Source organism: Microbispora sp. H10949 (assembly GCF_014161435.1).
GTDB lineage: Bacteria > Actinomycetota > Actinomycetes > Streptosporangiales > Streptosporangiaceae > Microbispora > Microbispora triticiradicis.
The window spans coordinates 117,095-130,138 of record NZ_JABBWZ010000010.1 but is presented as its reverse complement, the minus strand read 5'-3'; the positions used below and the strand labels follow the sequence as shown (position 1 = coordinate 130,138).

Annotated in this window: 12 protein-coding genes; 1 reads left to right on the top strand and 11 read right to left on the bottom strand. The window is 71.2% G+C overall.

The features are described from left to right. The 8 genes from HHX40_RS37885 to HHX40_RS25685 form a co-directional block, all read right to left on the bottom strand. Window positions 1-3,782, bottom strand: a 3,782-nt coding sequence (locus HHX40_RS37885; protein ID WP_182882663.1) for an AAA family ATPase, incomplete at its 3' end; no start/stop codon positions are given. Between the two features lie 83 nt (window positions 3,783-3,865). Further along, entirely contained in the window at window positions 3,866-4,405 is a 540-nt protein-coding gene (locus HHX40_RS36025) for a hypothetical protein (protein WP_220499587.1), read from the bottom strand. Window positions 4,406-4,568: 163 nt separating this feature from the next. Further along, the gene (locus HHX40_RS25710; protein WP_182882662.1) at window positions 4,569-6,164 is read right to left on the bottom strand and encodes a glycoside hydrolase family 13 protein; all 1,596 of its coding nucleotides are present in this window, start codon (window positions 6,162-6,164) and stop codon (window positions 4,569-4,571) included. A 43-nt stretch (window positions 6,165-6,207) separates the two neighbouring features. Beyond that, window positions 6,208-7,101 carry a carbohydrate ABC transporter permease gene (locus tag HHX40_RS25705; RefSeq protein ID WP_182882661.1) on the bottom strand — a complete coding sequence of 298 codons (894 nt, stop codon included), beginning with the start codon at window positions 7,099-7,101 and terminating at the stop codon, window positions 6,208-6,210. Then, window positions 7,101-7,982, bottom strand: coding sequence for a carbohydrate ABC transporter permease (locus HHX40_RS25700; RefSeq protein ID WP_182877696.1), 882 nt, complete (start codon window positions 7,980-7,982; stop codon window positions 7,101-7,103). Before HHX40_RS25700 ends, HHX40_RS25705 begins: the two co-directional genes overlap by 1 nt. Window positions 7,983-8,066: 84 nt before the next feature. Next, a complete protein-coding gene (locus tag HHX40_RS25695) occupies window positions 8,067-9,434 on the bottom strand; it encodes an ABC transporter substrate-binding protein (protein WP_182882660.1) in 1,368 nt (455 codons plus the stop codon). Window positions 9,435-9,592: 158 nt separating this feature from the next. Continuing rightward, window positions 9,593-10,603, bottom strand: coding sequence for a LacI family DNA-binding transcriptional regulator (locus HHX40_RS25690; RefSeq protein WP_182877694.1), 1,011 nt, complete (start codon window positions 10,601-10,603; stop codon window positions 9,593-9,595). A 49-nt stretch (window positions 10,604-10,652) separates the two neighbouring features. After that, complete coding sequence (locus HHX40_RS25685) at window positions 10,653-11,645, bottom strand: LacI family DNA-binding transcriptional regulator (protein WP_182877693.1); 993 nt, start codon at window positions 11,643-11,645, stop codon at window positions 10,653-10,655. Window positions 11,646-11,750: 105 nt separating this feature from the next. Between HHX40_RS25685 and HHX40_RS25680 the strand changes: the two genes are divergently transcribed. Then, the gene (locus HHX40_RS25680) at window positions 11,751-12,122 is read left to right on the top strand and encodes a hypothetical protein (RefSeq protein ID WP_182877692.1); all 372 of its coding nucleotides are present in this window, start codon (window positions 11,751-11,753) and stop codon (window positions 12,120-12,122) included. Window positions 12,123-12,242: 120 nt separating this feature from the next. On the opposite strand, the gene HHX40_RS25675 is transcribed toward HHX40_RS25680, so the two are convergent. The 3 genes from HHX40_RS25675 to HHX40_RS25665 are packed head-to-tail and all read right to left on the bottom strand — an operon-like array spanning window position 12,243 to window position 12,872. Continuing rightward, window positions 12,243-12,491, bottom strand: coding sequence for a hypothetical protein (locus HHX40_RS25675; RefSeq protein ID WP_182882659.1), 249 nt, complete (start codon window positions 12,489-12,491; stop codon window positions 12,243-12,245). Next, window positions 12,484-12,711 (bottom strand): DUF6158 family protein, encoded by a 228-nt coding sequence (locus tag HHX40_RS25670; RefSeq protein WP_117408774.1) that lies wholly within the window; start codon window positions 12,709-12,711, stop codon window positions 12,484-12,486. Before HHX40_RS25670 ends, HHX40_RS25675 begins: the two co-directional genes overlap by 8 nt. Before the next feature lie 11 nt (window positions 12,712-12,722). Beyond that, window positions 12,723-12,872, bottom strand: a complete 150-nt coding sequence (locus HHX40_RS25665) for a hypothetical protein (protein WP_165900815.1) — start codon at window positions 12,870-12,872, stop codon at window positions 12,723-12,725. Window positions 12,873-13,044: the final 172 nt, after the last annotated feature.

Here is a 13,044-nt window from a genome sequence, read left to right as displayed (position 1 = left end):
ACTTGCCACACCCGCACCGTCCCATCGGCCCCGCTCGACGCCAGGCGCCTGCCGTCGGGACTGAACGTCACCGACGTCACCCTGCCGGCATCACCGGCCGGCAGGGCGCGGACCTGCGCGCGGGTGCGCATGTCGAAGATCCGCACCGTCCCATCGGACGCGCTCACCACCATTCGCCTGCCGTCAGGGCTGAAGGCGACCGAGTTCGCCAGGACCTGCAGCGGGGCGCCGACCTGTCTGCCCGCCGCGACATCCCAGATCCGCACCGCGCTGAGGCCGGCGACCGCCAGCCGGGTGCCGCCGGGACCGAACGCCACCTGGGTCACCGCCTCCGTGGGGCCGATGAGCGGGAAGCGGTCCCGGCCGGCGGCGGCGGCGTCCCAGATCCGCACCGTCCCTTCGGCCCCGCCGGACGCCAGACGGCTGCCGTCGGGGCTGAACGCCACCGCGTACACCTCGCCGGTGTGGCCGGTGAGCGGAGTGCCGATCCTCCTGCCGGTGGCCACGTCCCAGATCCGCACCGCCGTCCCGTCCCCGGCGGTGACCAGGCGGCTGCCGTCGGGACTGAACGCCAGCCGGATCACCGGGTCGGCGAAGCCCGTCAGCGGGCTGCCGACCCGCCTTCCCGAGGCCACGTCCCAGATCCGCACCGCGTGATCGTCTCCGCCGGAGGCCAACCGGGTGCCGTCCGGACTGAACGCCACCGCATACACCTCGCCCGCGTGACCCAGCAGCGGAGCGCCGGCCTGCCTGCCGGTGGCGGCGTCCCAGATCCGCACCGTCGCGTCGGCGCCCGAGGTGGCGAGCCGGGTGCCGTCCGGGCTGAACGCCACCTCGGTCACCTCGCGGGTGTGACCCAGCAGGGGAGCGCCCACCTGCCTGCCGGAGGCCACGTCCCAGATCCGCACCGTATGATCGTTTCCGGCGGAGGCCAGCCGGGTGCCGTCCGGACTGAACGCCACCGAGGCCACCGTGCCCGTGTGGCCGGACAGCGGAGCGCCGACCTGCCTGCCGGTGGCGGCGTCCCAGATCCGCACCATCCTGTCGGCCCCGCCCGAGGCGAGGCGGGTGCCGTCCGGGCTGAACGCCACCGCGTACACCGCGTCGCCGTGGCCCTTCAGCGCGGGCCCGGCCTGCCTGCCGGAGGTCAGATCCCAGATCCGCACGGTGAAGTCGAGTCCCGCGGAGGCCAGCCGGGTGCCGTCGGGGCTGTAGGCCAGCGAGGTAACAGAGCTGGTGTGGCCGTTCAGGACGGCACGCGCGGGTGTGCCGAGCAGCGCGACCATGCTCGCCCGCGCCTCGGCGGTAGGCGCGATGGCGAACGCCGCCACGGCGAGCCGCGCCGACGTCATCGGGTCGTCGGGCCAGGATCGGCTGGAGGCGGACACGCTGCGGCTGAGCGCCTCCGCGCTCCGCTGCTCGACCTCCCGGTTGACCCGCAGGGCGATCAGCGCGGTGACGACCGCGATCACGAGCAGCCCGGCCAGCGCCACGGTGACGGCCCCCCAGCGCCGCCGCGTCCGGGTAGCCGCACGGACTCCCGCGCGCAGAAACGTGTCGCCGTGCTCGGGCAGCGCCAGGCCCGCGTAGCGTTCCGGGTCCGCGCGCCAGCGCGTGACGGCGCCCCGCGCGTCCTCCAGCCGAACTCCTCTGTACAGGAAGGACTGGTCGCGGCCGTGGGCCTCCCACTCCCCCGCGGCGTGCAGGATCTGCCCGTGCAGGATCCGGTCGGCCTGTTCCTCGGCGAGCCATTCACGCAGCCGTGGCCACGCGACCAGCAGCACGTCGTGGGCGAGTTCCACCGTGCCGGCCTCCCCGCCGGCCTCGGCACCGGCGGTGATCATCAGTCGCGCGACGGTGAACACCTCGACCACCTCCCGGGCCAGACCGGGCCGGGCGGGCGCGCAGAGGCCGGCCACGTCCCGGAGCGCGACGCGCCGCCTGGTGGCCTGCCCGTCGGCACCGGTGACGATCAGCGCGAGGATGAGCCGTTTGGCCGTCTCCCGCCGCCCCGGGTCGAGTGAGGCGTAGACGTCCTCGGCGGCGTCCTGCACGGCGGAGGCGACGCCGCCGGAGCGGTCATAACCCGTCAGGGTCAGCGAACCGCCCTTCCGGTTCTCCCAGGTGCGGACCATCGCCACCGACAACAGCGGCAGTGCCCCCGCCCCATACCACCCTGGCCGTCCCGTTCCGGCCGGTGATCCGTCTGACGGTGCGCGGACGTGGGTGAGGAGCTCCCGGACCACCTGCTCGGCCAGGCCGGCCTCCACCATCAGCCCGGCCGCGGCGGCCGGGCCGGTGATCGCCCGCTGCAACTCCTGCTCGCTCATGGGACCGAGCACGAACACCCGCTCCTGCAGCGCCCGCCGCAGGACGGGGTGAACGGCGCACCGGTCGGCGAAATCCCCCCGTACCGTGACCACCACGACGCCGGCCGCCCGGTCGCCCCGGAACGGCCCTCCGGGGCCGGCGACCATGGTGATCGCCTCCAACGCCGTCACGAACGCCTCCGCCTCGTTCTCCGGGGCGAGAGTGAACAGTTCCTCGAACTGGTCGACGACCACGAGCAGCCGCGTCGGATCCTCGCCGGCGCCGCCCTCGCGGCGGTGACGGGCTCGCTCAGCGGTCAGGACCTGCCGTGCCCACTCTCCCGCCTGTGCGGGGTCGGCACGCAGTTCGCGCCACACGGAAGCGGGGTCGGCGCCGCACCGCACCGCTAGGTGCACGGCCAGTTCCCGCAGCGGACCGGCCCCGGGGGTGAGGGTCACCGGCGACCATGTCTCTGTCACGCCGCCTCCGGCGCCGGAGACGGACGGCGTGGCCAGCGCGGGCAGCAGCCCCGCGTGTACCAGGGACGACTTGCCCGCGCCGGAGGCGCCGGTCACCAGGATCAACCCGCTGCCGCGGTGGGCGGTGATCATCGCCGTCAGCTCGGCCGTGGCCTGCCCACGTCCGTAGAAGACCCCCGCCTGCGCCGGGCCGAACGGCGCCAGGCCCTGATAGGGGCAACGGTCCGCCCACGATCCACCACCGGCCCCGGGTCGCGTTCCCGGCGTCGTCGCCACCACCGGCAGCCGGCCCGCCAGCTCACCGAGCTGTTCCCGCATCACCAGCAGCAGGGCGACCTCCCGCTGGATCTGCGCACGGTCGAACCGGCGCTCGGCGTCCTGTCGCAGGAGGATCCGCTGGATCTGGTCGACCGCCCCGGTCAGCCGCCCCAGGAGTGGGGCGAGCACCTCCATCTGGCGTCCGAGCTCGGCGAAGCCCTTACCCAGCTCCTCCAGCAGCCGGGCGTCGCCCCGGGCGAGCGCCTCGGCGACCACCACCCGGGTGGCCTCGACCTCGGCCAGTACCGTTCCCAGAGCCCCGGCGAGTGCCTCGGTACGCGCGTCGCCCGCCTCTAGAACCTCCTCCAACCGGTCGGCCAGCTCCCGCACCGCCCGCCGCGTGAGCGCCTCGTCATCGTGGCCGGAGCCCGCCGGCGCCCCTGACGGCCGTGCGGCGGTCCGTCCGTCCCGTTCGCGCGCCGTCGCCGCGGCCAGCGCCGCACCGATGAGATCGGACAACAGATTGGCCCCGACGGATCCCACGACGTTGAGTCCGGCCGCGAGCGCCGCCGGACCAGGCTCGGCCAGTGCCATGGGAACGAGGGCGCTGGCGCACAGCGTGGCCAGCAACGCCCGGGGCGTCGTCCAGGCCACACCCCGCGCGGACAGCTCGGCCGCCTGTCGTACCCAGCCGCGGGCGCCTTCCTGTGCCGCGGCGACGCGTTCGGCGGGCACAGCGTGGCCTCCCGGCTCCGGCGACCTCGCCTGCCGCCCGTCCCCCGTCTCCACACGCTGCTCCCGACGCCGTAGCCCCACCCTCAGACATCGGCATGCGTACGGAAAGTCATCCCACACGCCGGCGTCCATGGCCTTATCGGCCCCGGTGTGCCGAGCGCTACGTGAACCGCGGTGGTTCCTACGCGCCGTAGGGCCGTCACCAGGGGGACGGCGGGGGCAGGGAGACGACCGGCGGGCGGTCGTCGCAGGTGATGGTGTTGGTAGAGGCCGTCGATGGTCGAGTCGCTCATCGCGCCGCCGACGCCGGTGACCTGGTCGGTGTCGATGCGCTCCCGTATGTCGCCCTCGATGGCGACGCCGGACAGAAGTCGCGGTTGCCGCCGGCCGAGGCGTCCCTGCCCGTTCGGGTCGGTGGAGAACGGATACTGGTTGTACAGCCACGCGTACTGCGACGTGAGGGTCATGACGGCCCGTTTGCGGCCATTCACCGCGACGTCGAGCTGCGCGGTCATGCCGCCGCCCGCGGGCGCGTCCGGGATGCTGTAGCGCACGGTGACGGCCTTGGCCGCCTTCGGCAGCGTGAACTCGACGTACTGGCCCGGCGTCAGCCTGACCGCCATGCGGCCGGACGCCTCGGCCGGCAGCGTGTACGCGTCACGGCGGGGCCGATGACCGTGCTGTTGGTCGAGGCGTTCTCCGCCTCCTGCTCGGTGAAGTCGACCTAGGCGCCTCGGCCCGTCACGAGAGCCGGGTCGACGGCGAGCGCCGCGGCGAGGGGGATCCTCATCGGCCCTCCTCCGTGATCCAGACGGCGGTGTCGCGGGGAAGCAGGTCGCCACCGAGAGTGCTGCCGTGCCGGCTCACGAGAGGGCCGCTGGCCAGCACCACCGAGCCCCGGACCGGGAACGGCACCGGCTCCGCGCCGAAGTTCACCACGCAGACCAGGCCGGAGTCGCGACGGAAGGCGATGACGTCGTTCCCGGCCGGCAGCCAGGTCATCGTGCCGTCCCCGAGCAGCTCACGCCGCAGGTGCAGGGCGGAGCGGTACAGGCACAGCATGGAGCCGGGGTCGCGCTGCTGGGCCTCGACGGTGAGGTCGCGCCATCCGGCCGGCTGGGGCAGCCACGGTTCGCCCGTGCCGTATCCGAACGGAGGTTCGGTGCCCGACCACGGCAGCGGCACGCGGCATCCGTCGCGTCCCGGGTCGGTGTGACCCGACCGGGCCCAGATCGGGTCCTCGCGCAGGTCGTCCGGAATATCCTCGACCTCCCACAGGCCGAGCTCCTCCCCCTGGTAGACGTAGACGCTGCCCGGCAGGGCCATGGCCAGCAGGGCCGCCGCCCGCGCCCGCCGCCTGCCCAGCTCCGGGTCGGACGGCGTGCCGTGCTTGCGGTCGGCGTGGTCGAACGAGGTGTCCCGCCTGCCGTACCGCGTGACCGGGCGGGTCACGTCGTGGTTGGAGAGCACCCACGTCGCGGGAGCGCCGATCGGCACGTGCGTGGCCAGCGTCAGGTCGATGCTGCGGCGAAGGGCGTCCGGTTCCCAGGGGCACGAAAGGAAGTCGAAGTTGAACGCCGTGTGCATCTCGTCCGGGCGCAGGTAGAGGGCGAAACGCTCCTGGTCGGGCAGCCACACCTCCCCGATCAGGACCCGGCCGCCGTACGCGTCGCTGAGCCGCCGCCACTCGCGGTAGATCTCGTGGACGTCGTCGTGGTCGGTGTACGACTCCTCCACGCTGTCGAGGTCCTTGACCAGGACGGCCGCCGAGTCGATGCGGACGCCGTCCACGCCCCGGTCGAACCAGAAGCGCAGCACGTCGAGGAACTCCTGACGCACGTCCGGGTTGTTCCAGTTGAAGTCGGGCTGTTCGGGGGCGAACAGGTGGAGATACCACTCGCCGTCCGGCACCCGGGTCCAGGCCGGGCCGCCGAAGATCGACTGCCAGCCGTTCGGCGGGCCGTCGCCGACGCCGGGACGGAACCAGAACCGCTCCCGGGCCGCCGAACCGGGACCGGCCGCCAAGGCCTCCCGGAACCAGGCGTGCCGGTCGGAGGCGTGGTTGGGGACGACGTCCACGATCGTGCGGATGCCCAGGTCGTGGGCTTCCGCGATGAGCTTCTCCGCCTCGGCGAGGGTGCCGAAGACCGGCTCGATGGCCCGGTAGTCGGCGACGTCGTAGCCGCCGTCGGCCATCGGCGAGGGATACCACGGATTCAGCCAGACGGCGTCGACGCCGAGGTCGGCGAGGTAGGGCAGGCGTGACCGCAGCCCCGCCAGGTCGCCGGTGCCGTCGCCGTTCCCGTCGGCGAAGCTGCGCAGGTAGACCTGGTAGATCGCGGCCCCGCGCCACCATTCGGGGGTCGAGGTGTTGCCGGGCATGCTGGATACAACTCCTTGTGGATGACGGCGATGGAAGGCCTGCTCAGCCCTTGAGGCCGCCGGCGGTGAGACCGGCCATGATGTGCCGCTGGAACAGGAAGAAGACGACGATGGTGGGCAGGCTCGCGATCACCAGGGAGGCCGTGAGCGCGTTCTGCGGCATGGTCTGCGACAGCGAGTTGATCGCCACGCTGATCGTCGTCTTCTCGGTGTCGGGCAGCGCCAGGAGCGGCCAGACGAAGTCGCGCCAGACGTTGACCACCGTGAAGATCGACACCACGCCGAGGATCGGCCGGGAGATCGGCAGGACGATCGACCAGAGGATCCGCGCCGGGGAGGCGCCGTCCATCTCCGCGGCCTCCAGAAGCTCGCGGGGGATCGAGTCGAAGAACCGTTTGAGCAGGAAGACGTTGAATCCGTTCGCGGCGGCCGGCAGCCAGATCGCCCACGGCGTGTTCAGCAGGTTGACGTGCAGGATCGGCAGGTCGAGCACGGTGACGTAGGTCGGCAGCAGCAGCACCATCGGAGGGATCATGAGCGTGGCCAGCATGCCGCCGAGGATCACCCGGCCGAGCACGGGCCGCAGCTTCGACAGCGCGTAGGCCGCGGTGACGTCCACCGCCATCGTGAAGATCCAGGCTCCCGCGGCGTACAGGACCGTGTTCCCGAGCAGCTTGCCGAGATCGAGAAGCTCCCACGCCTCCCGGTACGCGTCCCAGTTGAGGCCGTCCGCCGGGAAGAGCGTCGGCGGGATCTGGTCGAGCTCCTGCGGCGACTTCAGCGCGCCGGTGATCATCCAGTACAACGGGAAGACGAACACCAGCGTGAACGTGACCAGCGTCGCGGCCAGGACGGTCCAGTAGGTCACCCGGCCGCGCCCCCTGCTCAGCCGGTGCGGGGAGACGAGCGTGCGGACCCGGGGGGTGGCGTCGGGCATCAGGGACGGTCCTCCCGGGCGACGCGCAGGTAGACGACCGAGAACACCATCAAGACGATCATCAGCATCAGCCCGAGCGCGCCGCCCCCGCCGAAGTTCCCGAAGTTGAAGGCGTACTGGTACATCAGGTAGGCGACGGTCACGGTGGCGTTCTCCGGGCCGCCCCCGGTGAGCATGAACGGCTCGATGAACACCTGCATGGTCGCGATGACCTGCAACAGCAGCATGACGAGCAGGATGAGCCGGGTCTGCGGGATCGTGACGTGCCACAGGCGCCGGAGGATCCCCGCGCCGTCGAGCTCGGCCGCCTCGTACAGCTCGCCCGGGATCGTCTGCAGCGCGGCGAGGTAGATCAGCGTGCCGCTGCCGAGGTTCATCCAGGTCGACACGATGACCAGGGACACCAGGGCCGTGCCGGACGAGTCGAGCCAGCTCAGCGGCGGGACGCCGAAGAACCCGAGGATCTGGTTGAACAGCCCGGCGCCGGGATCGTAGAACCACTTGAACAGTAAGACCGACACGGCCGGCGGCAGCATGACCGGCAGGTAGACCACGAACCGCAGGTACGCGCGGGCGTGCCGGAGCTCGTTGAGCACGATCGCGGACGCGAACGGCACGAGGTAGCCGATCACCAGCGCGAGCAGGGTGAACACGGCGGTGTTGCGCCAGGCCGGCCAGAACGCCGAATCGGCGAAGACGGCCCTGAAGTTGTCGAACCCCACCCAGATCGGGTCGCTGACGAAGTTGTTCTTCTGGAAGCTGAGGAAGACCTCCCGGATCATGGGATACCAGGAGAAGAACGCGAAGCAGATCAACGCTCCGCACAGGAAGCCGTACGCGGTCAGATTTCGCTGTACGTCACGCTTCGTGGCGACGTTCATGTGGTGTCTCTTTCGGGGTCTCTCCCGGTCGGGGGGTGGACGTGGGAGACGGGGTGCCGGTGGGGTCCCGGCACCCCGGACGGGTCAGCCCGCCCTGGCGAGCAGGTCGTTCACCTTCTTCTCCGCGTCCGCGAGGAGCTCGTCGACGTTCGCGTCCTGCCGGGTGAGCACCGCCGACATGGGCGTGTCGAGGATCTGGTAGATCTGCTGGGTCATCGGGGGCTCCAGCTTGAGCGGGATGGCCCCCGATCCTTCCGCGTACGCGCCGTAGTTCGCCAGCGGCAGCGTGGCGAACTGCTTACGCAGGTCGAGCAGTGTGCGTCCTGTGGGACTGGCTCCCCAGGGGTTGTTGTCGGGGAGGCCGACGGCCCGGCCCCTGGCCTTCTGCCGCTCGTAGTCGAACTGGCCGCGGCCCGGCGCCAGCATGTAGTAGTCCAGCCACGCGATGCCGGCTCTGATCTGCTCGGGCGTGTCCTTGACGTTGAACATGTAGCCGTCACCACCGCCCAGGGTCGCCTTGGCCTCGGGGAACGCCGCGAGGCCGAAGTCCTCGTACTTGGCGTGCCGGTTGTCGTGCAACTCGGTGATGACGTCGGGGGCGCCGAGGATCATGCCCATCTTGCCGGCGCCCATCAGGCGCATGAGGTCGTCCCACTGATAGAGCTGCTTGGTTCCCATACTGTCGTCGGTCCAGCGCATGTCCTTGAGGTTCTGCAGGACCGCCCTGCCCTCCGGGGTGTTGAACGCGGCCCGCCTGCCGTCGGGGGTCACCACGTCGCCGCCGCGGCCGTAGATCTCCTGGGTGAAGTGCCAGCCGCCGGTGTTGCCCGCGCTGTACTCGCCGTACCCGACGTAGCCGGGCCCGAGCGCCGTGATCTTCTTGGCCGCCTCGCGGATCTCGGCCCAGGTCGCCGGGGGGTCGTCCGGGTCGAGCCCCGCCCGGGTGAACAGCGTGCGGTTGTAGACGAGCCCGACCTTGTACGTCGTCCTGGGCAGGCCGTAAATCCGGCCGTTGACCGTGAAGGCCCGCATGACGCTGGGGTCGATGTCCTTGAACGTCTTGACGTCCTTGACGTAGTCGGTGATGTCGGCGGCCTGACCCGCCTTGATCGCCGGCTGCACGTCGCCGACGTAGCCGTAGAAGACGTCCTCCATCTGGCCACCGGCGAGCTTGGCGTCGTACGTCTTCACGTCGTGGCAGGGGAAGCCGTCCTTGCTGTCGATCGTGATGCCGGGGTGCAGCTTCTGGAACGCCGCGACGTCCTCGTTCCACTCGTCCCGCTGCACGGGGTTGGTCTTCGGCGGCTGACAGCCCACCGAGATCGTCACCTTCGCTCCGCCGGGCACCCCGCCGGCCTTGTCACCACTGTCGCCGTCGCCGGAGCCGCACGCGGCGGCCGCCGCCAGGGCGAGTCCCGAGACCAGCAGTGTCGAGAGCTTCTGGGATTTCATCCTCGTTCCCTTCTGGAACCGCGCGCCACGACCCGTCGGAGCACACGGCTCGGGGCCGACTGGAGCGCCCCGATCCGCTCGGTTGCGAGAAACATACAGAGGCGTGCAGAACTGAGCAATAGTCAGTAATTAACTCTGCAAAAAAGTGACAGTGATCCCTAGAGCGGTCGTACGGGTGCCGTGGAGGCCCGCACGACCAGCTCGGGCTCGAACAACAGCTCGTCGCCCGGCACCACGGCCGCGTCGATCTGGGCCACCAGCAGCTCGACGGCGGCCCGGCCCATCGCGTCGATGGGCTGGCGGACGGTGGTCAGTGGCGGGTCCACGCAGCTCATCAGCGCCGAGTCGTCGTATCCGATGACGGAGACGTCACCGGGCACCGACAGACCGGCCCGGCGGGCCGCCCTGATCGCGCCGAGGGCGAGCACGTCGCTGGCGCAGACGATCCCGGTCACGCCGCGGGCGACCATACGCGCCGCGGCGGCGTGCCCGCCTTCCAGCGAGAACATCGTGTGCTCGACGTGGTCCGCGTCGAGTTCGAGGCCGGCCTCGGCGGCATGCGCCCGGAACGCGGCCAGCTTGCGCCGGGACGGCACGTGGTCGGGCGGGCCGAGGAGCATGGCGACCCGCCGGTGGCCGAGCGCCGTCAGATGTGCCAGCGCGATCCGCGCCGCGGCGACGTCGTCGCACGAGACCTGGGGGAACCCGAGGTGGTCGACCGCCGCGTTGACGAGCACGGCGGGCAGCTTCCGTTCCAGCACCCTGCGGTAGTGGCGGTGCGAGGCGTCCGCCTGCGCGTACGAGCCTCCCGCGAAGACCATTCCGGACACGTGCTGCTGGAGGAGGAGGTCGACGTAGTCGGCCTCGGAGACGCCGCCGACGGTTCTGGTGCACAGCACCGAGGTGAACCCCTGCTGGGCCAGCGCACCCCCGACGACCTCGGCGAACGCCGGGAAGATGGGATTTTGCAGCTCGGGCAGGACCAGGCCGACCAACCGGCCGCGCTCCCCGCGCAACTGCGTCGGCCGCTCGTATCCCAGCACGTCGAGGGCGGTCAGCACCGCCTCCCGGGTGGCCTCCGACACCCCGGCCTTGCCGTTCAGGACGCGACTCACGGTCGCCTCGCTCACGCCCACCTTCTTGGCAACTTCCGCAAGCCGTCGTGTCATGAACGCAACTGTACGACAATGTACGCAAGATTTTGCGGGCGGCTTGCCTTCAGGCGACGGGCACCCCGGCCCGCCCGGTGGAGGAGCGGACGACCAGCTCCGGCTCGAACAACAGCTCCCCGGTCGCGACGGCGGTTCCCTCGATCTGGCTCACCAGCAGCTCCACCGCCGCCCGGCCCATCGCCTCGATCGGCTGACGCACCGTCGTCAGCGGCGGGTCGACGCAGGTCATCAGCGCGGAGTCGTCGTATCCGACGACGGACACGTCCTCCGGCACGCGCCTGCCCGAGCGCCGGGCGGCGCGGATCGCGCCGAGAGCCAGCGGGTCGCTGCCGCAGACGATGCCGGTGACCTCCTGCCGCACCAGCTTCAGGGCCGCCGCGTGGCCGCCCTCCAGCGAGTGCATTGTGTGCTCGACCAACTCGCCGCCCAAGGCGCGGTACGCCTCCAGCTTGCGTGCGGACGGCATGTGGTCGGCGGGGCCGACGATCAGGCCGATGCGGCGGTGGCCGAGGGCGCGCAGGTGACCGAGCGCCTGCTCCACCGCGATCGCGTCGTCGCAGGAGACGCGGGGGAAGTCCCAGTGCTCGGCGGCGGCGTTGACCAGCACGGTGGGCAGCCGGCGTTCGACGAGCCGCAGGTAGTGCTCGTGGACGACGCCGGTCTGCGTGTAGAGGCCTCCGGCGAACACGACCCCCGACACGTGCTGTTGCAGCAGCAGGTCGACGTAGTCGGCCTCGGAGATCCCGCCGACGGTTCTGGTGCACAGCACCGGGGTGAACCCCTGCTGGGCCAGCGCACCCCCGACGACCTCGGCGAACGCCGGGAAGATGGGGTTCTGCAGCTCGGGCAGGACCAGGCCGACCAACCGGCCGCGCTCCCCGCGCAACTGCGTCGGCCGCTCGTATCCCAGCACGTCGAGGGCGGTCAGCACCGCCTCCCGGGTGGCCTCCGACACCCCGGCCTTGCCGTTCAGGACGCGACTCACCGTGGCCTCGCTGACCCCGACCTTCTTCGCAACCTCCGCAAGCCGCCGCGTCATGGCGGCAAGCATACGACGCGCACCTGCGCTGCAAGCGGCTTGAAAGCGGGGCGAAAGGGGGCGTCCGTAGTGTCCGGGGCGTTGCAGATCACTCAGGAAGGCGTCATGAACATCCTCAGGAACAGCCTCGCCGTCGTCGCGGCGTCCGCCCTTCTCAGCCTGACCGCCGCCTGCGGCGGCGGCCAGACGGCCGTCTGCGAGGAGGCGACCAAGGCGTTCACCGACTACAGCACCAAGGCCGCCGCCGCGGCCGGCGACATCAAGGGCCTCAACACCGCGACCGGCGACCTGGCCGCCCAGCTCAAGGACCTGTCCGGCAAGGCCGACGGCGACCTGAAGGTGGCGCTCGCCGGCATGGCCGACTCGTGGGGGTCTTTCAAGATCGACCTGTCGGACCCGGCGGCCGCGGCCAAGCTGAGCGAGTTCGGTAAGAAGGCCACCCAGGCGACCCAGGAACTCGCGAGCGCCTGCTCCTGACCCCGGCTCACGGGTCACCCACGAACTCCCGGCCGGTCCCGGCGATCCGGGCGAGGCACGCGCGGTGTGGCGCACCACCGCCGCCCTCCCCGTCGCCGCGGGCCGGCCGGGCCCCATCTGTCAGTATTCGAGTCCCCAGTCGTGCGCGCCGAGGAGGTAGGCGTCCCCCTTGGGGACCAGCCTGCCGCCCTCGACCAGGGTGTCGAGGCACCGCCGTACGTCGTCCTCGCCGAGCGCGGTCATCTGGGCGACCTCCGAGACGGTCGCGGAACGCTCGTCCACGTTCAGCGCGGCGACGGCCTCGTAGACCGTCAGCTCGGTCCCCGACATCTCCTGGGCGTCGCCCAGGCTCTCCTCGTCCTCACGCACTGCGCTGCCTCGCCCCCTCCCGCAGCCGCTCCGGATCGACCTGCCGGTCCGGGTAGCGTTCGAGGTACTCACCCTCCAGCTCCTGCGTCCGGGAGGTGTGGCGCTCCAGCGCGTCGTCCGACCCGTGGAAGAACGTCTCGCTGCGGGTCTCGTGCAGATGGCGCAGCTCGCGGAGCAGATCCTCGTCGCCCAGGTCCCGGGGGTCGACACCCATCGTCATCACCGTTCTCCTCACACCTCTGTCGGTTTGTCCCAGCGCTCGTCCGGCTTTCCGTCGTCCGGCTTGGCGTTCGGCGGATCCGTCTCCGACGGCATCCACTCGCCTGCGATGTCCGGCTCGTCCGCGTCGATATCGATATAGCGACCGTCTTCTCTTCGCATGCCAGGTCTCCTGCCCGGTGAGACGAGCCCCATACCGGCCCGCCCGCAAAGGCCGCGACCGGGATGATGATCTCCATGGACGTCTCCGGCCGGCATCCGCCCCTCTTCCCCTGCGCCGCGCTCCCCCTTATCTCACGAAAGGAGACCATGCAATCGCATTCGCCATATTGCG

What these genes read in the sequence shown, in the direction of transcription:
- HHX40_RS36025 (WP_220499587.1), bottom strand. Translation starts at nt 4,405, where the DNA reads ATGGCGGTCAGGCTGACGCCGGGCCAGTACGTCGAGTTCACGCTGCCG.
- HHX40_RS25710 (WP_182882662.1), bottom strand. Translation starts at nt 6,164, where the DNA reads ATGCCCGGCAACACCTCGACCCCCGAATGGTGGCGCGGGGCCGCGATC.
- HHX40_RS25705 (WP_182882661.1), bottom strand. Translation starts at nt 7,101, where the DNA reads ATGCCCGACGCCACCCCCCGGGTCCGCACGCTCGTCTCCCCGCACCGG.
- HHX40_RS25700 (WP_182877696.1), bottom strand. Translation starts at nt 7,982, where the DNA reads ATGAACGTCGCCACGAAGCGTGACGTACAGCGAAATCTGACCGCGTAC.
- HHX40_RS25695 (WP_182882660.1), bottom strand. Translation starts at nt 9,434, where the DNA reads ATGAAATCCCAGAAGCTCTCGACACTGCTGGTCTCGGGACTCGCCCTG.
- HHX40_RS25690 (WP_182877694.1), bottom strand. Translation starts at nt 10,603, where the DNA reads ATGACACGACGGCTTGCGGAAGTTGCCAAGAAGGTGGGCGTGAGCGAG.
- HHX40_RS25685 (WP_182877693.1), bottom strand. Translation starts at nt 11,645, where the DNA reads ATGACGCGGCGGCTTGCGGAGGTTGCGAAGAAGGTCGGGGTCAGCGAG.
- HHX40_RS25680 (WP_182877692.1), top strand. Translation starts at nt 11,751, where the DNA reads ATGAACATCCTCAGGAACAGCCTCGCCGTCGTCGCGGCGTCCGCCCTT.
- HHX40_RS25670 (WP_117408774.1), bottom strand. Translation starts at nt 12,711, where the DNA reads ATGACGATGGGTGTCGACCCCCGGGACCTGGGCGACGAGGATCTGCTC.
- HHX40_RS25665 (WP_165900815.1), bottom strand. Translation starts at nt 12,872, where the DNA reads ATGCGAAGAGAAGACGGTCGCTATATCGATATCGACGCGGACGAGCCG.